This window comes from Mycobacterium sp. NGS35 (assembly GCF_059812855.1).
Genome location: NZ_JCALDL010000005.1, coordinates 122,509 through 142,194, shown reverse-complemented (window position 1 = coordinate 142,194; position 19,686 = coordinate 122,509). Strand labels below are relative to the sequence as shown.

At 67.5% G+C, this 19,686-nt stretch carries 8 protein-coding genes; 4 read left to right on the top strand and 4 right to left on the bottom strand.

Annotation, left to right across the window (positions count from 1 at the left end; translation table 11 throughout):
• Window positions 1–8: 8 nt before the first annotated feature.
• Together AC5Y4C_RS11075 and AC5Y4C_RS11070 are read right to left on the bottom strand one after the other, a co-directional pair.
• A complete protein-coding gene (locus AC5Y4C_RS11075; RefSeq protein ID WP_499962996.1) occupies window positions 9–4,532 on the bottom strand; it encodes an amino acid adenylation domain-containing protein in 4,524 nt (1,507 codons plus the stop codon).
• Window positions 4,529–9,505: an amino acid adenylation domain-containing protein gene (locus AC5Y4C_RS11070; RefSeq protein ID WP_499962879.1), complete on the bottom strand. Its 4,977-nt coding sequence runs from the start codon at window positions 9,503–9,505 to the stop codon at window positions 4,529–4,531. Before AC5Y4C_RS11070 ends, AC5Y4C_RS11075 begins: the two co-directional genes overlap by 4 nt.
• 95 nt (window positions 9,506–9,600) lie before the next feature.
• On the opposite strand from AC5Y4C_RS11070, the gene AC5Y4C_RS11065 reads away from it, so the two are divergent.
• The 4 genes from AC5Y4C_RS11065 (at window position 9,601) to nbtC (ending at window position 15,392) form a co-directional block, all read left to right on the top strand.
• Window positions 9,601–10,197, top strand: coding sequence for a GNAT family N-acetyltransferase (locus AC5Y4C_RS11065; protein ID WP_499908468.1), 597 nt, complete (start codon window positions 9,601–9,603; stop codon window positions 10,195–10,197).
• A gap of 98 nt (window positions 10,198–10,295) precedes the next feature.
• Window positions 10,296–11,051 carry a thioesterase II family protein gene (locus AC5Y4C_RS11060; RefSeq protein ID WP_499962880.1) on the top strand — a complete coding sequence of 252 codons (756 nt, stop codon included), beginning with the start codon at window positions 10,296–10,298 and terminating at the stop codon, window positions 11,049–11,051.
• The gene (locus AC5Y4C_RS11055; protein WP_499962882.1) at window positions 11,048–12,370 is read left to right on the top strand and encodes a beta-ketoacyl [acyl carrier protein] synthase domain-containing protein; all 1,323 of its coding nucleotides are present in this window, start codon (window positions 11,048–11,050) and stop codon (window positions 12,368–12,370) included. Before AC5Y4C_RS11060 ends, AC5Y4C_RS11055 begins: the two co-directional genes overlap by 4 nt.
• A 7-nt stretch (window positions 12,371–12,377) precedes the next feature.
• On the top strand, window positions 12,378–15,392 hold the full coding sequence (nbtC, locus tag AC5Y4C_RS11050) for a nocobactin polyketide synthase NbtC (RefSeq protein ID WP_499963000.1): 3,015 nt from the start codon (window positions 12,378–12,380) through the stop codon (window positions 15,390–15,392).
• On the opposite strand, the gene mbtG is transcribed toward nbtC, so the two are convergent.
• Both mbtG and AC5Y4C_RS11040 read right to left on the bottom strand, forming a co-directional pair.
• Window positions 15,380–16,681, bottom strand: coding sequence for an NADPH-dependent L-lysine N(6)-monooxygenase MbtG (gene mbtG, locus AC5Y4C_RS11045; protein WP_499962884.1), 1,302 nt, complete (start codon window positions 16,679–16,681; stop codon window positions 15,380–15,382). The genes nbtC and mbtG overlap by 13 nt on opposite strands.
• On the bottom strand, window positions 16,678–19,542 hold the full coding sequence (locus AC5Y4C_RS11040) for a non-ribosomal peptide synthetase (protein WP_499962885.1): 2,865 nt from the start codon (window positions 19,540–19,542) through the stop codon (window positions 16,678–16,680). Before AC5Y4C_RS11040 ends, mbtG begins: the two co-directional genes overlap by 4 nt.
• Window positions 19,543–19,686 lie beyond the last annotated feature (144 nt).

The following is a 19,686-nucleotide window of genomic DNA, read 5'->3' as shown; positions in this document are numbered from 1 at the left end:
GCTCCTTCCTATTGCGCGACGCCGGCGGCCAGGGCGGCGACGCTGCATTGCCACAACTCGGTGAGGCGGTCGACGTCGTAGCGTGTGAACAGTGCATCGCTGTAGCGCCAGTTCGTGATCAGTTGCGGGCCTTGGGCAGTCGCACCGATGAATGCGCTGAGGTGCAGCGCGAAGCGCAGCGGCAAATCGGGCTCCGGGTCGATCGGCAGAACGTCGACGTATGGCCCGGTGACCAGCGACCAGGGCTGATCTGAGGACCCGGCGAAGTCGAGCCGTCCCAAGTAGCTGAATTGGATCTGCGGTTCCGCTGCGCCTTGCAGGTCGGGGATGCAGTCGACATAGCGAAGCAGCCCGTAGTCGAGCCCGTCGTTCGGGAGGGCGTCGAGCTGGCCGGTCACCGTGGCGAGCAGCCGACGGGCGGTGTGCGGATTCGCTTGCGCCTCCAGCGCATCCGCCGCTGCAGCACCGGCGCCCAGCCGCACAGGAAACACGGTCGTGAACCAACCGACGGTGTTGGTGGTGTCGGCGTCCACGACAGCGTCGGCGCGGCCGTGGCTTTCCAGCGCGACGAGTGCGCCCGCCGCCGGGTCCTGGCCGCGTTGGCGCCGCCAACTCGCAACCGTCATTGCCGTTGCCGTCAACAGGAATTCGCGCATGCCGTCGGCTTTGGCCGTCAGGATGCGTTCGGTCACATCTGCCGACGTGACCACCGGGGTCACGCGCAGCGTGGACCAGGTGTCGCGGGTGGGGTCGGGGTGGCGCGCGCCGAGCGCCGGATCGGGGCCGTGGACCTGCGCCGCCCAGTAGTCGCGCTGAGCGGCCACGTCAGGTTCGGTTGCGCGCTGCCACATGAGCTGCGACCACCGGCGATACGAGGTGAACTCTGGCAGCATCTTCGGCGTCTCGCCGGACACCACGGCGCGCCACGCCTGGCTCAGATCGCTCAAGATGATGTGCCATGAGACGACGTCGACCGTGAGGTGGTGTGCGGTCAGCAACAACATCGGCCCGGTGCCCTCGCCTTTGAACCACAGCGCGCGCACCATTTCTCCAGTCCGCGGGTCGATCTCGTCCATGACGTTGCGGGCGCACTGTCCGATCGCCGGAGCCAATTGGCCGATGCCGGCGCCGGTCAGCTCCACCTCGGTCAGCAGATCGGCGGCGCGAACGACGCCGGGTTCGCGCGTCACCAGGCGCGGCCCTTTTACGGTGTCGACGAGAATCGACCGCAGGGTGTCGTGTCCGTCGATGAGCGTCTGCAGTATCGACTCGATCGTGGGACGGTCGATGTCGTTCGGCAGTCGGATCAACACAGCGTGGGTGAAGCGGCGGTAATTGCCGTACTCGAAGAGCCACGACACCATCGGCAGCGGCGGCACTTCCCCGTATTCGGGGTGTGGGTCGGCGGTGGCGGCGCCGGCTCCGTCGTCGATTGCGGCAGCCAGCTGGCGAATCGTGGGATGCGTCAATACCATTCGCGGCGTGACAGCGTGGCCGTGCCGGCGGGCCTGGTTCACCAGTGAGATCGCCACGATGCTGTCGACGCCGAGCGTGAAGAAGTCGTCGTCGATGTGTGGGACCACGCCGTTGAACAGCTCGGCGAACACCTGAGCCAATGACCGCTCCGTCTCGGTGCTCGCCGACGCTGCGTTCACATCCTCATGCCGCGACAACGCCTCGTGCGCCAGCCGGTCCAGCTCGTGGCCGTCGAGTTTGCCGTTGGCGTTCACCGGCAGGCGGGGCACCGTCACGATCCGGCCGGGCACCATGTAGGAGGGCAGCCGCTGCGCGAGCGCGGTGCGCACCCGTGCCGGCTCCGCTGCTGTATTGCCTTGCCAGACAACGAAAGCGACCAGACCTGCACCGCCTGCCCGGCGCACCACGGCAACCGCAGCATCGTCGACTCCCGGCTGGCTGCGCAGCGCGGTCACGACCTCGTCGAGCTCCACCCGGTAGCCGCGGATCTTGACCTGCGTATCCCGGCGCCCGACGTAGGCGTATCCGCCGTGCGGCAGCCGACGAACCAGATCCCCCGTGCGATACATGCGGTGGCCCGGGCGCAGCGGGTCGGCGACGAAGTGTGCGGCGGTTGCCGCCGCGTTGCCGACGTAGCCGCGGGTCACCTGGGCGCCGGACAGATACAGTTCGCCGACGGCGCCATGGGGCACTGCTCGCAGCATCGAGTCCAGCACGTACGCCGCCGTTGAGGCGTTGGGCGTGCCGATGGTCGGTGCCGGGTACTGCTTGACCGCCGCGACCACCGCTTCGACGGTCACCTCGGTAGGCCCGTAGCAGTTGTAGACCGCGGTATCGGGCAGGGCGCACAACCGCTCCCACATGGCCGTGTCGATCGCTTCGCCGCCCAACGCCAGCACCGCGAGCGTCCGCCGTGTCAGGCCAGCGGCGCTGAGCTGCGCATACATCGACGGGGTGGTGTCGATCATGTCGACTGCGTGGGTGCTGATTTTCGCGACCAGCCGGTGGGCGTCGCGCATCTCGTCGGCGTCGAAGAGGACAAGTTCATGTCCGTCGAGCAGGCCCACCATCGGCTGCCAGGACGCGTCGAAGCTCAGCGACCATGCGTGCGCTATGCGCAGCGTTCGGCCCAGGCGGGCGCGCGCGGGCCGGTAGACGCGGTCGCGGTGATCGGCGAAGTAGCTCAGCAGCGCGGCGTGAGTACCGGCCACACCTTTGGGTTCACCGGTTGAGCCCGACGTGAAGATCACGTACGCGCACTGCCCGGGATGACGACGAACTTCGGGCGCTGCGGCAGCGCGCCCCGAAATACGTTCGGCCACATCGGTGTCATCCAGCACCAATGTCGGTACGAGGCCTCCCGTCAGGTCCGCGCACTGCGACTCCGTCACTGCCAGCACCGCGGCGGACTGGCGCAGAATCGTCTCGACCCGGGGAGCCGGCAGGGTCACGTCCACCGGCACATACGCCGCGCCGGCGGCGAGTACCGCAAAAATCGTGACGATCGATCGCGCGGAGCGCGGAAGGGCCACCGCCACCACGCTTTCCGAGCCGACGCCGAGCTCGGCCAACTCCGCGGCGAGCCGGCACGCGCTATCGAACAGCTGGGCATAGGTGTAGCGCTCACCGCTGGTCGTCGTCAGCGCCAGGGCGCCGGGAGTGTTGCGGACTTGCCGCTCGAACATCTCCCACACTGTGCGGTCGCGAGCGGGATGCGTTGCCGGTGGCCGTAGTTCGGCCTTCTCGGCCGCAGTGAGAACATCCAACGCGTCGGGGCTGCCGTCGCCGGAGCCGGGAAGCTGGCGCAGCACGCCGAGCAGCCGCGCACCGATGTCGGCCGCCGAAAGGTGCGGCAGCGCCTCCGGAATCGCTTCGACGAGCACCAGCAGTGCGTCACCGCTCATATGCGATACCACCGTCAACGGGTAGTGCGTGAGGCTCTCCATCTGGACCGGTCGGAATCGCACGCCGTCTGGTGTGGTCGCCGGGCGGACCGCGTCGGAGATCGGCGCGTTCTCGAAGACGAACAGCGTGTCGAACAACGCGCCCTGGCCGAACTCACGCTGGATCTCGGCGAGGCTCAGGTAGCCGATGTCCCGCATCGCCGACAGCTCGCGTTGCAATCGTGCACACTGTTGCACCACCGACCCGCTGCGGTCGACGTGGTGGACGACGGGCACGGCGTTGATGAAAAGCCCGACCATCGATTCCACCCCGGGCAGCTGCTCGGGACGGCCGGACACCACGGTGCCGAAAACGACGTCGCGGCGGTCGGCAAGCCGGCCGAGCACCACAGCCCACGCGAAAAGTACCGCGGTGTTGAGCGTGAGCCCATGACGCGTTGCCCACTCGCGCAGCAGTGCCGTGTCGTCGGGCGGCAGCACAAACTCGGTCTTCTGCGGCACGCGGCCTGCGGCGGGAACCGCACCGTCGGCGAGCATCAGTGGTGCGGACACTCCGCTCAGATAGTCGATCCACTTGCGGATCGCCGCCGACGTGTCCTGCTCGGTGAGCCAGACGATGTAGTCACGGTAGGGCCGCGGCTCCGGTAGCCCGTCTGCGGATCCGCCCGCTCGATAGACCGCGAGCAGCTCGGTGAAGAACACCGCCAGCGCCCAGCCGTCCATGAGGATGTGGTGGGCGGTGAAGATCAACCGGCGCTGCGCGCCGCCCGGGGCGCTGAGCAGGACGGCTCGCAGCGCCGGACCGCGGCTCAGGTCGAATGGGCGCCGCCGCTCGGAGCGGGCGATTGCGTCGAATTCTGTTGGCAGAGCGCTACGTTCGGTCCATGGTAGCTGCGCCCGGCTGGGGATGATCTGCACCGGTTTCGGCACATCGCGGTCCCAGAACGCGGCACGCAGATTCGGGTGACGCGCCAGCATGGCCTGGGCGCTTCGCCGAAGCAGGTCAACGTCAAGCGGCCCGTCGATGTCGATCTCGAACTGCATCGTGTAGAGGTCGAGACTGTCCTGCGCCAGGCGGTACAGCGCAAACAGCCCTTGCTGCAGAGGACTGAGCGCCAGCACGTCCTCGACCTGCGGCGACGCCACGGTCACGATTGCCGCTGCCACGCGTCGGTGAGCTCCGCCAGTGCATCGGCGCTCAACCCCGATGCGCTCATCGGAACGTAATCACGTTGTGGCGCTGCTTCTTTGGTCGCTGCCGGTGCTACCGGTATGTCGCTGGCGGCGTCCACTGCTGCGGCCAACTCGGCTACCGTCATGTGCTCGAACACCATGGCCGGAGTCATGCTCAGTCCCTCGGCGCTGGCCCGGGCCGCCCATTGGACGCAGATGACGCTGTCGCCGCCGAGCGCGAAGAAATTGTCGTCGGGGTCGACGTCGGTGATGTCGAGCAGCTCTTCCAGCAACCGGGTCAACGTTCGCTCCGTTGCGGCCGACCCCCGCGCCGGCGGTTGCAGCGGGCCGCTGACCGGCGGTGCCGGCGGCGCCAGCAGCCTTTCCATCTCCGCCGCGGGCAGTACCTCCACGGCGGATACCGGCAGATCGGGTCGTATCGCGAAGGCGTCGAGGACGGTGCGGAAGGCGTCGCCGATCAGTGCAACGGTGTGCGGTTCGTAGAGATCGGCATTGCCGACCACCCACACGTCCAGCCCGCCGTCCGCTGTCGCGTTCAGTCCCACGTTGAGGTCCAGATACGAGACGTCCAGCTGCATCGGAAGCGAGACGACGGTGGTTTCGCCGGTGCCGGTCAAGTCGCGCGGCTGCAGCGCCCAGTCGTCTCCGCGATAGTTGATCATGGTCTGGAACAAGGGGTTTCGCGATCGTGACCGGGCCGGGTTGAGTGCCTCCACCACGCGTTCGATGGGCACTTCCTGGTGGCCGAACGCATCGAGTACAGCCTCGCGGCTGCGGCCGACGAGTGCGCGAAGGGTCGGATCGCCGGACACGTCGTTGCGCAGCACCACCATGTTCGCGAAGAGGCCGACCAGGTTCGCCGTCTCTGGGTCGACCCGGGCGGCCACCGGGGTGCCGACCGGGATGTCCGGTCCGCCGCCGAGTTTGTGCAGCAGCACCGCCAGAGCCGCCTGGTGGACCATGAATTCCGTGGCGCCTTCGCGTTCGGCGAGCCCCGTGAGTGCCGCCCGGCGGCTCGCCGGCAGCGCGAAGTGGACCACCTCGCCTCGTGTGCCCAGCATTCGCGGGCGGGAACGGTCAGGCGCCACCGAGATTTCCTCGGGCAACCCGGCCAGCTGTTGACGCCAGTGCGCCAGCTGCGCCTGTCCCCACGCGCTCGGGCCATCGAACTGATCGCGCTGCCACAGGCAGTAGTCGGCGTACTGGATGGCAAGTGGTTTCCACTGCGGTGCCGTGGCATTCCGGCGCGCGCGGTACGCGACGACGAGGTCGTCGAAGACGATGCCGAGTGAGACGTGGTCGGCGACGATGTGGTGTACGAGCAGGTACAGCACATGGTCTTCGGGCGCGACCGTCAACAGTGTCGGCAGGATCAGCGGGCCGGACTCGGGCCTGAGAACCTGGCGACGAAGCTGTGCGATCGCTTGGTCGACTGTCGCCGCGCCGACGTGCCGGACCGCCAGATCCACCTCACGTGCCGGATGCACGATTTGGTAGGGAACACCGTCGTGCTCGTCGATGTTCGTGCGCAACGCCTCATGTCGCGCCACCACATCATTGAGTGCGCCGGCCAGAGCGGCGGTGTCCAGCGGCCCGTCGAAGCGAAGCGTCAACGCCATGTTGAACGCGTCGCTGGGGCCCTCCATGCGGTACTGGAACCACATCGCCAGCTGGGAGTGGGACAACGGAAGTCGCTGCGGGCGAACACGTTTCGTCATAGTGGGCCGTGCTGTCTTCTGCTCGCAGCTGCTCGACTGCCCGGCGAGCACGGCCGCCAGCCCCGCGGGTGTCGGAGTGTCGAACACGGCGCGCACCGTCAACTCCGCTTCGAACTCGGCACGGATCTGGGCGACCAGCCGCGCGGCCAGCAGGGAATGCCCTCCGAGTTCGAAGAACGAGTCGTCGGCGCCGACCCGCTCGCAGCCGAACAGCTTGGCGAAGATCGCGCACAATCGGCGCTCGGCCGCCGTCGCCGGCTCGCGATAACGGCCGCGCGCGACGGGAGTGGGTGTCGGCAGCGCCCGCTTGTCCACCTTGCCGCTCACGGTCAGCGGTACCTCCGGGATGACTGCGAAAGCGCTGGGCACCATGTAGTCCGGCAGCGACTCGGCCGCGTGGGCACGAAGCTCTTCCACATCGGGAGCAATGCCGTCGACGGGCACGACGTAGGCGACCAGCGTCGGTCCGATCTCGGTGTCCTGGGCGACGACGACGCAGCGTCTGACCGCCGGATGGGCCGCGATCGCAGATTCGGCCTCCCCCAGCTCGACGCGAAACCCGCGGATCTTGACCTGCTCGTCGGCGCGGCCGACGAACTCGAGTTCACCAGACAGGTTGCGTCGCACCAGGTCTCCGGATCGGTATAACCGCATGCCCGAGCTGAACGGGTCGGCGACGAATCGCTGTGCGGTCAACCCCGGCCGCCCGAGATAGCCGCGGGCGAGCTGGTGGCCGCCCAGATACAGTTCGCCGACCACCCCCGCCGGCACCAACGCCAAGTCCTCGTCCAGCACGTAGGCGTAGACGTTGCGGTTGGGTACACCGATGGGCACCACACGTGTTCCGTACGACGCCGTCACCGGCATGTGCGTCGAGCAGACCACGGCTTCGGTGGGGCCGTAGTGGTTACGCAACTGGGCGTCGAAGAAGTCTGGGAACTTGTCCGCGACTTCACCCGGTAAGGCCTCTCCCCCCACCGGGATCAGTCGCAGCTGTCGCCATTCGTCGGCCTGCGGCATCTCCAGCAGCGTGGCGAGCATCGACGGCACCATGTGCAGCACTGTGACGCCGCGGCGCCTGATCAGATCGGCGACATAACCGACGTCGCCGAACGCGTCGGGCTTCGGCACGATCAGCGCAGCGCCAAGCGACAACGTGACGAAGATGTCCAGCAGCGACGCGTCGAAACTCACCGACGACGACTGCAGCAACCGATCGTCGGCGGTCATGCTCCACTCCGCGATGAAGCTGTCCACGTGTTCGGCGATCGCGTCGTGTGCGACTGCGACACCCTTGGGCAGGCCGGTGGATCCGGATGTGTAGATGACGTACGCCAGGTGCTGCGGCAGCAACGGGCGAACACGCTCGGTGTCGGTCACCGCATCATCGGGCAGAAGCGTGGCGGCTGCCTCGGCGTCCCGGTACTCCGGCGGTCCCAGCACAAGCCTCGGCTGCGCGTCGGCGAGTAGGTAGGCGACGCGGTCGGGCGGGTAGGCCGGATCGATCGGCAGATACGCCGCGCCGGCCTTCACGACGGCGAGCACTGCGACGACGAACTCCACCGACGTGGTCATGCGCAAGCCGACGATGTCCTCGGCGCCGATTCCACGGCGAATCAGCCAGCGTGCCAGCCGGTTTGCGCGCCGGTGTAGCTGCCGGTATGTCAGCTCCTCGTGCTCCGACACCACGGCTGGCGCATCAGGCGTCACCGCCGCGGCCGCTTCCAGCAGGGCGACCATCGTGGTGGCGGGGGTGGCCACCAGCGCCCCGTGCGACTGCTCGAGTACGCGGGTGGACTCGTCGGCGCTCAGCATCGCCACGCTGCCGAGGCGACGTCGCGGTTCGTCGATCGCGTTGTGTAGCAGCTGGGCGTAGTGCGACAGCATCTGCTCCGCGACTGCGCCGTCCACGGCGCCGGCCTGGTAGTCGAACTCGACCGCAACGCCGTCGGCGCCTGACACAACCGCCAACTCCAGCGGCAGCTGCGCGGTTGCTGCGCCCAGCTCCAGGTGCTGGACCGCGACACCGTCGAGGTGCATGTCGTAAGCACTTGTGCGCGTGCTGAATCCGAGCCGGACGAGCTGCTCCATGCCGTCGCGGCCCGTCGTCCTGGTGGGGTTGACTTCCCGTATCACACGGTCGATGCCGACAGACTGGTGAGCGAAAGCACCGAAACAGGTGTCGCGTACGGCCTCGACCACCGAGCCGAAGGTGTCATCCGGGCGCATCGAAATCCGCAGCAGCACCGTGTTGCCGAAATATCCCAGGGCGCGCTCAGCAGCCGCCGGCCGCTCGGTGACCGGAACCGACACCAGGAACTCGAGCGCGCCGGTGTAGCGGCGGACCAACGCCGCGAAACCTGCGAGCAGCACCATGAACGGCGAGGCGTGCCGGTCACGGCCGAAGGTTTCCACGCGGCGGTACAGGCCGGCGGGCAGCGGCCGGCTTCGGCGTTCGGCGCGCTTGGTGAAAGGTGTTGCGGCACCGCCCGGAAGAATCAACGGTTCCGGCAGCGGCTGCAGCGTGCTACGCCAGTAGTCGACGTCGGCCTCGGTGGGCGGTGCGGGCGGTGCCAGCACAGCGGCCGCAATGTACTGCGGGCCATGGCCGCCCGCGTGGCTGCCGTTGTAGGCGGCGCTCAGATCACCGAAGAAGACCGCCCAGCATTCGTCGTCCCAGCAGATGTGATGCACCACGAACAACAGGACGAACTGGTCAGCGCCGGTGCGCAGCAGCGTCACCCGCAGGGGCAGCTCGTTGCTCAGGTCGAATGGTCTGCCGCACTCCTGGTGGGCCAGGACTTCGAGCGGCGCCGGCTCGGCATCGTCGGCATCGCCGACCAAATCGACTGTCTGCCATGGTATTTCGACGTCACTGCGCACCACTTGGTACGGCTCGCCGTCGGCGTCGACACCGTAGGTGCTGCGCAAAACGGTGTGGCGGGACAGCACCTCGTCGAAAGCGCGGCGCAGCCGGACTTCGTCGAGGGCGCCCGTCAGCCGGAACGCGACCCCGATGTTCAGCGTGGCGTCGGACGGGTCCATGCTCTGCAGAAACCACATCCGCCGCTGGCCGGCGGAAAGCCGGTAGGGCTGGCCCACCCGGACGTGTTGCTGCTCAGTCGATCTCGGAGCGGCTAGGCCACTTTCGGCGATGCGCCGGCGTAGTAGCTCGCGGCGGCGGTCGTGCACACTCTGGGCGTCCTCTGCCATGGCCCGTCGCTGTCTCCTGAGATTGTGTGCGTCATCCGTCACCACCTAGGTTCTTAGCATAGGCTAGGCTAACTAGCCAAGGCGAGGGAGACCTGATGACGAACGGGCCGCAGGCAAGCGCATCGGTGGGTGCAGCGGACGTGTCGAAGTGGCGCACCGTTCTCGAGCACGAAGCGTTCCCCAAAGTGTTCGCGTTGCACCCACTTGATCCACAATGCGACCTCGACCTCGTCCACGGGTGGATGAACGACCCGGACGTCGCCCGGTTCTGGAAGATGGCGTGGCCGCGCGACCGGATCGCCGATTATCTGCGCCGCCAGTGCCGCAGCAGACATTCCACCCCGTATGTCGGTGTGCTCGGTGGCGTTCCGATGAGCTACTGGGAGCTTTACCGCGCCGATCTGGACACGCTGGCCCAGCACTATGCCGCCCGTGCGCACGACGCCGGAGTGCACTTGCTGGTGGGTCCGGCGCAGTGGCGGGGCCGCGGACTGGCGGCGGCTCTGCTGCGCGCGGTCTCCGGCTGGCAGCTGCAGGCCGACCCGCACGCCACCCGCGTAGTTGCGGAGCCTGACGTCGACAACGAGCGGTCAGTGCGGGCGTTCGAGCGCGCAGGCTTTCACCGCTCAGGCGTGCTGGAGCTGCCGAACAAGCGGGCCGTGCTCATGGTTCGTGACCGCGGTCGGGGCTGACGGAGACTCCTGCTATCGCGTCCGGGTTATGTTAGCCTTCGCTAAGTTTAGGCCCTTCGCGCTGAATTCGACACGGCGATCGAGAGAGGCGGTGCTGCATGCGCGCATTGGGTTGGATTCGCCAATTCCACCGACCCCCAACACCCGAATGCCCCCCGCTGCTTGTCTTTCCACACGCCGGCGCCGGGGCATCGGCCTACCGCACGTTCTCGAAAGCACTCAGCGCGACGTTCGACGTCCTCGTTTTCCAGTACCCGGGGCGGCAGGACAGAGCAGCCGAGCCGCCGCTGGTGTCGCTGCCCGAGCTCGCTGCGGGCGCTTTCGACGAGTTCCAGACGTCGCCGCACAACCGCAACGTCCCGCTCCTTACGTTTGGCCACAGCATGGGTGCGTTGGTCGCGTTCGAGTTCGTCCGGATCGCGGAGGCACGCGGCATCGAGGTGCGCCAGCTCGTCGCGTCCGCCGCAGTCGCTCCGTGCTACGCCGCCGCAAAACCGCCTCACCCGACCGAGGACGAGGCGATCCTCAACCATCTCGGCGCGCTGGAGGGCACCGACGCAGGGGTGTTCGCCAACCGCGACGTGATGCGGCTGGCGCTGCCCGTGATCAAAGCCGATTACCAAGCGTTCGACGCGTATTCCTGCGCCGACGACGTCAAGGTCGCCGCGCCTATCCACGCACTCGGCGGTGACCAGGACCCGATCGTGACGCTCGGCGATCTCTACGGATGGGCGAAGCACACCGACAACCTGGCGGTCACCATGTTCGACGGCGGCCACTTCTATTGGAACCACCACCTCGACGCAGTCGCAGAGCTGCTGGCGACGAGAGCACGATGCGAACAGACGGCATGACCGAGTCGACCGGCGACGACGATCCGATCGTCATTTCGGGAATGGCCGTCGAGGCACCCGGCGGAATCGACACGCCGGCCGCATTGTGGACCGCGCTCAGCGAGGCGAAAGAACTGATCGGGCCCTTCCCCCGCGACCGCGGCTGGCCGATCGACGACCTGCTGTCGCTGTCGCGACGGGAAGGCTGGGGCGCGGTATGTGATGCTGGCGGATTCCTCGACCGCGCAAGCACTTTCGACCCGGCCTTCTTCGGCATCACCCATCGCGAAGCCACCGTCATGCAACCGCAGCAACGCGTCGCGATCCGGGTGGCGTGGCAGGCGCTGGAGAATGCGGGCGAGAACCCCGGTGCCCTGGAGGGTGCCGACGGCGGATGTTTCGTCGGCCTGTCCCCGATGGAATACGGTCCGCGCGCCACTACCCCAGACGACTACAGCGGACACCGGATCGCCAGTCTGGGACAGCTCGGGGCAGCGGGCCGCATCTCACACTGTCTTGGCTTGCACGGCCCTTCGATTGCGGTCGACACCGCGTGCGCGTCGTCGCTGACGGCGCTGCACCTGGCTGCCTCGGCGGTGCGGGCCGACGAATGCGAATGGGCACTTGCCGGGGGCACCTGCGTCATGGGATCGCCCGCCGCCTTCTACGAATTCGCAAGGCTCAACGCACTTTCCGACGACGGGCACTGTCGCGCGTACTCCGATGACGCCAGCGGGACGGTGTGGGGCGAAGGTGCGGGCATGGTGCTCGTCGAACGCGAATCGCGCGCGCGACAACTCGGACACCGCGTCTACGGGCGAATCCTCGCTGTGCGCACCAACCACAACGGCAAGGGCAAGCCGATCCTGGTGCCCCGGGTGGGCGCCCAGGCGCAGCTGATCCGCAAGACGATCGACGCGGCCGGCATCGATCCGTCAGACGTCGCAATGATCGAAGGGCATGGCACGGCAACGCTCGCCGGTGATCCGGTAGAGCTGATCGCGATGTTCCAGACGTACGGGACAGCGGGTTCTGAGGCGTTGGTCGGCTCGGTGAAGTCCAACGCCGGACATGCCCAGGCAGCGTCGGGAATCCTGGGACTGATCAAGCTGCTGCTGGCCGGACAGCACGGCTACATTCCACCGACTCTGTTCGCGGACAACCCGACCCGAAAGGTCGACTGGGACATGACCGGTCTGCGCCTGGCCGCCAAACTCCAGCCATGGGAACCCAAAGACGGCGTGCGCTACGGCGCGGTGTCGTCCTTCGGCGCGGGCGGTGCCAATGCCCACGCCATCATCGCGATGCCTGCCGACGCAGAAGGTGGCGTGGGTGCATAGCTACCGGCTGCCCGACGGCACCATTCCCGTCCTCGTCTCGGGCGACAGTCCCGCTCTCGTGCACGCCGATGCCGCGGGACTGCTCTCCTATGTGAGTGATCGCCCCGAAGTCGCGCCAGAAGCAATCGCCGGCATGCTGTTTCGCAGCCGAACGGCTCGGCGGTACCGGGCTCTGGCGATGGTGCGCAACCGCGGTGACATGGTCACCGCCCTGCGGGCGATCGCCGACGGCCGCAGACACAATGCGGTGCTACGCGCCGGCCGGCCGGCAGCGGCGCGCCGGTTGGCCTTCGTCTTTCCCGGACAAGGTGCGCAGCGGCCCGGAATGGGGCGGCTCTTCTACGACACCGTGCCCGCATTCCGCACGGAAGCCGACCGCTGCGCTGAAGCGTTCGACCGACAGTTCGGCGAGTCGCCGCTGGAATACCTGCTCGGAGAGCAGATATCTGCGGGCGACTCCGCCCGGACCGTCCAACCTGCGCTGTTCACCCAGATGGCTGCGCTGGCGGCCATGTGGCGCTCCTTCGGCATCACCCCGGATGTCAGCGTGGGACACAGCCAGGGAGAGATCGCGTGCGCCTATGTGGCCGGCGCGATGACGTTGGCCGACGCCGCGCTCGTCGTCGGTACGCGCGCACGTGCCGCCGACGAGTTCGTCTTTACCGAGTACGCCATGGCGGTGGTGGCCGCAGATCGCGACACATGCGAAGACGCTGTCGCCCGCGAGCCGGGCTGGGCGCAGCTGTCGGCGGTCAACTCCCCTGGCATGCACGCTATTTCAGGCGAGCGCGGCACCGTCACCGCGATCGTCGACGCCTTCGCGAAGCGTGGTACGTTCGCCCGGGTCATCCCGGTCCACTATCCAGCGCACACGGCGCTGATCCACGAGATCGGCGACAAAGTCCGCGCGGCCACCCAGAACCGCCTGCGAGATGCGGCCTTTCTTCCCACCGCGATCGAATGCCTCGGTGCCACCCTCGGCGGCCCCATCGGTGGCGGCCTGCCCGTCGAGCAGTACTGGTTTCTCAACCTCCGTAACACCGTTCGGTTCGACAAAGCAATCGCTGCCGCGCTCGCACGCGGCGTCGATACATTCGTCGAACTGGCCGAACACCCCACGCTGCAGTTGGCGATCCGCGAGAACCTCGCGGCGTCGCCCGAGGCGGACAAGTCCGTCGTGGTGGGCACGTCCGAACGCACGGCCGCCGATCTCGGTGAGTTCAGCCGCAATCTGGCCTTACTCGCGCTACATGACCTCGACTATCGATGGGAGAACCTGCGCACCGGGGACGACGACGTGCGACTACCGTTGCGGGACTTCCCCAACTCCCCGATGAACGAGACACGGCTCTGGCTTCCCTACGAGGCTGCTCCGGCTCGCCCGCCACAGCCGGCCCGAGACTCTCACGCGGTCAGTGTGCCTCCGCGGCTGCTCGTCGAGACCTGGGTGCGGCTTTCGCACCGGTCGCTGACACCCCCGCGCGCCATCGGAATCGTCGACCACACCGGGGTATCCGATGACCTTGCCGCGGCGCTCTGTACTGCCGCGGGTGACACCGGCGCCACAGCCCGCATGCTCGGCGAAAATGCCGGAGCAGCAGCCGATCTCGACACCGTGGTGGTGTTGCTGCCACCGTCCCTGCCGCTGGACGTCGATGCGGCCGCCGCCGAAGTCGCGGCCTTCTTCGCCGACCGGCCGTGGTGGCCCCGACTGACCGACAACATCACCGAATGCTGGCTGGTCACTGTCGGGGGCGAGGCCGTGGTCGACGACGACCCGCCACCCGATCTGGTGCACGCCGCGGCCAGCGCAGGTTTCCGCAGCATCGGCGCCGAACATCCCCGCGTCCGATTCCGCCACCTCGACCTTGCGGCGAAACCGGAACCTGCCCACGCCATCCTCACGGCGCTGCACACCCGCGACGAGTCGGAGCTGGCACTGCGCGGCGGCGGGCTCTACGCCAAGCGGCTGGTCGAGGGCGACACCTCATTCAGCCAGCCCTACACCCCGGAGCATGTGCTGATCCTCGGCGGCACCGGCAATCTTGGCCTGGAGTTCTGCAACCACTTTGCACACGGGGGCGCACACCGGATCACGCTGGTGAGCAGATCGGGCGGCAACGCCGAGGTCGCGGCGCGGCTGGCGCAGATCCGTTCCGCGACCACGTCGGACATCCAGGTGGTCAAGTGCGACGTCGGCGATCACACAGCAGTGGCCGAACTGTCCGACGCGTATCGCAACACACCGGCAGACCTGATAATCCATGCCGCGCTTGACTATTCGCACCTGGAACTGGCTGACGTGACCGCGGCGAATGTGGACAAGTCGATGCGCGCCAAAGTGCTCGGCATCTGGCGTGTCCTCGGAGCATTTCCCCGCACCGACGACTGCCGGATCGTGTTGTGCTCGTCGATGGCGGCGAATGTCGGCGGCCGGGGCCAGGTGGTGTACGCAGCAACCAATCGGATGCTCGATGCGCTGGCACATCGGTTACGCGCCGACGGCGCCGACTGCGTGTCGGTGGAATGGGGCCCGTGGACCGTGCATTTCGACCTCGACGCGACGAGTAAGGCGAGACTGGCGGCTACCGGCGTGCTGCCGATGGCGCCCGCCGACGCGCTGGCGCTGGGTATGTGCGGGCTGCGCGGCAACGCGCTCGTCGCGGCGTTCGACCTCGACACCGCGCGGCCGGTGCTCGACGCCTACGGCTATGGGCCGTTGCTCTCACAGCTGGCGTCGCCGGTCGTCGAGTCCGAGCCGGCGGATGCGGCAGCGGATGTTCCACACCGGTTCGTCAAGCTGCTTGCCGACGTCATCGGTGTCGAGGGCCCCGATGCGATCGACACCTCGGTACCGATGGTGGCGATCGGCCTGGACTCGTTGCAGGCGTTGGAGTTTCACCGCCGTGTCAAGAACGAGTTCGACTATGAGCTGCCGGTCGCGGATTTGCTCGGCGGGGCCTCCACCGCCGACGTGCTCGCTGCGCTGACAGCGCGTGACCTGTCGCGTCAGATGCGCTGACACTGCGCCGCGCCGGTAGGTGCTCGAGCGGTCCCACCGAGGTCGGCGCCCAGCACACGATCCGACATCCGCCCCAGACAGCTCAGGTTGGGAAACCCGGGACCCTGGTTGAGGGCGGACAGATTGGGCAGGAACAGCTTCGGCGTCACACCGGTGACGGCCAAATCGTGGCCGATGGATTCCTCCAGCCGCTCGCGGGTGACGGGGCCGCAGAGACCCAGCTCCAATAGGTCCAGGGCGTCTTGGCGCAGCAGGGGCATAAACCACAGCGGGTCGGCGCCGGACCCGTCGATCACGAGGTCGAACCCGTGCACTGTCTCCAGCCGTTCACCGACGGTGCCGCCGTGTGGGCCGTCGGTGTGCAGCGTGATCCGGATCTGACCGTCCCGCTCGACGGCGTGTGCGACACGTCCGCGCAAGTGCCGAATCCTCTCGTCGGCGAGCAGCGACTCCTGCACCCGGGCGGAGAACACTCCGCGGTCGGTGCGGGCTATGGCCTCCCGCCGCTCGGCGAGCGACAGGCTGTGCCAGTCGGTCGGATCGGAGAACAGGGAATTCTCGAAGAAGCCCTCGCCGCGGGTGAACAGCGTTGCCTGGGGCGATATCACGGTGATCGCCGAAAACCGGTGGTGGAAAAGCTCATTGAGGATCGATGCGGCGGACTCGCCGCCGCCGATCACGGCTACTCGCGTGGCGCCGATGCGTTCGGTGCCCGCGGCGCGCTGCCAGAATTGGGCTATCGACCACACTTGTGGATGGCCGGGCAGGATCGAGCGGGCGGGCTGGCCCGGGCCGGTCATCATGATCGCTTCTGCGGTAAGGCGCGAATCCCGCGTCTGTAGTACCCATTGCGACCCGTCGACCGAAACCTCAACCACCTCCCCGCCAACGACTCTCAAGCCCGCTGCCTCAGCGACCCAGCGCAGATATTTGGCCCATGTCCCGTGCGGCGGCGACGGCCGGCCGCGGTCGACCCAACCCGCGAATTCGCCTGTGGTGACGAGAAACGCCTGCCAGCTGTGCCGCAGCATCCGCGTGTCGAGTTCGGCGTTTCGGCCCGGCGCGAGCGTCGACCGGTAGGGAAAGCCGACGTCCTTCTCGGGGCTGGTACCCAATCGCTGTCGGCCGTCTGTCCAGCCGCCCACGGCCTGCCAGTTCGCCGCAACGCCCCGGCGTTCGACCGCGAACACATCGGGCGCCGGTATACCCATCTCGCGCAGCACTGCCGCCTTCGCGGCCACCGCCACCGCCTTGGCGCCGGCGCCCACGATCGCGAGTGTGCCGGTCATCGGTTGTGCGCCTGGGGTTCGGGCAGCGCACCCCGATCGATCTTGCCGTGGGTGGTGATGGGTATTTCGTCGAGCACCACGTACGCCGCCGGCGTCATGTAGTCCGGCAGTACCGCGCTGACCCGAGCCCGTACCCGGTCCACCTCGACCGCGTCGCAGCCGGCCGACGGCGTCACGTAGGCCACCAGTGCGCGCCCGGCGCCGGCCAACTCGCGGACGACGACGACGCATTGGCCGACGCTGGGATCGACGGAGATGGCGGAGGCCACCTCACCGATTTCGACGCGCAATCCGCCCACCTTGACCTGTTCGTCGGCGCGCCCGATGAACTCGAGGTCGCCGTCGCCGTTACGTCGGGCCACGTCACCTGTGCGATACAACCGGCCGCTCGTCGTATAGGGGTCGGCGACGAACCGCTCTGCGGTCAATACTGGCCGGCCGAGGTAACCCCTGGCCAAAGAGTCGCCACCGATGTAGATTTCGCCGATCGCGCCGACCGGTACGGGCTGCAGCATGTGATCGAGCAGATGCACGGTGGTGTTGATCTTCGGCCTACCGATCGGCACCACGCGAACGCCCTGCTTGCCCACCGCGTGATACGTCGTCGACGCGATCGTGGCCTCGGTCGGGCCGTAGAAGTTGTGCAGCGGCGCGTCGAACGTGGCGTGGAACTTGTCGGCAAGATCTCCCGGCAGCGGCTCGCCACCAACCGGGATACGCTGCAGCGTCCGCCACTGCGAGCTGCCGGGTAGCGACAGGAACAGCCCCAGCATCGACGGCACCAGGTGCATCGACGTGATCCGCTCGCGTTTCAGCAAGTCGGTCAGATAGCCGACGTCGCGCAACACATCCCGACGTGGAATCACCAAACGCGCACCGCGACTCAAGGTTCCGAAGATCTCCTCGATGGAAAAGTCGAAGCTGCTCGAGGTCACCTGCAGCACGGTCTCGGCGCCGTCGGCGTGACACACGGCGCCGAACCAGGCGAAGTACTGCGCCACCGAGGCGTGTGTGACGGCCACCCCTTTCGGTGCACCGGTGGAACCTGAGGTATAGACCACGTAGGCGAGGTTGTCCGGCCGCAGCGGGCTTACCCGGTCGGCATCGGTCGGATCGCTGGCCGGATACCTGTCGAGCGATCGGGCGACGTCGTGAAGAGGGTCGCGCAGCACGAGTTTGGGTGCCGCGTCGGCGAGGATGAAGTCGATCCGGTCGGCTGGATAGGCCGGGTCGACCGGCAGGTACACCGCGCCCGTTTTCGCGATTGCCAACGCGCTGGCAACGAGTTGAGGCGAGCGCTCCATGACCACTGCCACCACGTCTTCGGCGCCGATCCCCCGTGCGATCAGCCAGTGCGCCAGCCGGTTTGCCTGTTCATTGATATCGCGGTAGGTGAGGTGCCGGCCGTCGTAGGTCAGCGCGACCGCGTTCGGGGTGGCTCGGACTTGACGCTGCACGGCATCGGCGAGGGTGACAGCGGGCACGTCAGCCTTCGCGCCGCGGGACACCTCGTACAGCCAGGCGGCATCGCGGCCCAGGAAATCGAGCGCCCAGAGCGCCGTATCAGGTTGGCGCACGGCATTTTTGAGGATCTGCTCCAAATGTGTCAACAATTGGCTGACCAGGGGGCGGTCGAGCACCTCCGTCAAGTACCGGGCCTTTGCCCGCGCGCCGCCGGGTCCGCGTTCGACCGTTATCTCGAGTGGCAGTCGTCCCGGTTCACCGTGCAACGCTGTGCGCGTGCACCGCACACCGTCTGCGAAGGCACCGCTGCGCGTGCTCTGCGTGTGGTCACACCGGGCGAAGCTCAACCGCGCCACGCTGTCGGCGCCGCGGGGATTCCCGGTGATCTCACGGGTCACCCGATCCAGCGCGGCGCCCTGATGCGCATATGCCGCGCTCATGGTGCCGTGGAGATATGTCACAAGGTCCCGAAAACTACTGTCTGACTGAGTTTTTACTCGTAGCAAGACGGGGCCGGCGAAGTAGCCGATCGCCTGACGCGTTTGCTGAGTGCACTCCGGGACAGCCGAGGCCATCAGGAAATCGTGAGTGTGGGTGTATCGGGTTATGAGCGCGCAGAGCGCAGCGCACGCGACCGCGTCGGGGGTGGTGCCTGTCTTGGCCGCGAGGCGGTCGACCGCAACCATGATCTCGCCGGACAGCTGTCGCATGCAGACGCCGGAACGTCGGGTGCGCGGTACTGCCGCGCCATTCGGGCCTGGAAGTTCAAGGGGCTCAGGCAAGTTCGCTAACACATCTCGCCAGTAGGTCAGATCGGCGCCGGAATCGGCTGCGAGTTGCGGCTGCGTCAACGGCACTGCCGGAGCGTTCGAGTAGCCGCGAGGGTCGGCGTAAGCCGCGCTCAAGTCGGTCAGGAATACTGGCCACGACGCGTCGTCCCAGGCGATGCGGTGGGCGACGACCAGCAGCATGTGTTCGGCCTCATTCATGCGGATCAGTGTGAGGCGCAGCGGCGAATCGACGGTCAGGTCAAACGGCATCCCGAACTGCCGTTGCGCCAACACATTTAGCCGCAATTGCTGGCCCTGTCCGGTCAAGTGCGTCAGATCGTGTTGCGTCCACGCCGGCGACAGTGCGCCGATCGGGTGGACCACCTGGGCCAGGCCGCCTAGATCGTCGACCCGATATGTGGTGCGCAGAATTTCGTGACGCGCCGTCACCGCCGCGACTGCGTCCTTCAGCCGCGTCGCATCGAGATCGCCGGTGAGCCGGTAGGACGCGGCGACGTTCAGCGCCGCACCGCTTCCGTCGGCGAAGGAAACGAACCACATTCGCCGCTGGCCGGCGGTTGGTGCGACGTGTCGCAGCACTTCCGGCGTGACACCAGTCGTAGTCAAGTCGGGGGTCGACCTTCCGAGCAGGAGTTAGTAGAGGCTGCCCTAACTTGCCGTAGGCTACCGTACGTTCACCGAACAGGACACGCCTACCCTGGAGACTTCGAGCATCCGTGACCGCTGCCCAGCCGCCCGAAAGCGCACCAC

Coding starts and splice junctions, on each gene's coding strand:
- AC5Y4C_RS11060 (WP_499962880.1), top strand. CDS start 10,296: ATGCGCGCATTGGGTTGGATTCGCCAATTCCACCGACCCCCAACACCC.
- AC5Y4C_RS11065 (WP_499908468.1), top strand. CDS start 9,601: ATGACGAACGGGCCGCAGGCAAGCGCATCGGTGGGTGCAGCGGACGTG.
- mbtG (WP_499962884.1), bottom strand. CDS start 16,681: ATGACCGGCACACTCGCGATCGTGGGCGCCGGCGCCAAGGCGGTGGCG.
- AC5Y4C_RS11070 (WP_499962879.1), bottom strand. CDS start 9,505: ATGGCAGAGGACGCCCAGAGTGTGCACGACCGCCGCCGCGAGCTACTA.
- AC5Y4C_RS11055 (WP_499962882.1), top strand. CDS start 11,048: ATGACCGAGTCGACCGGCGACGACGATCCGATCGTCATTTCGGGAATG.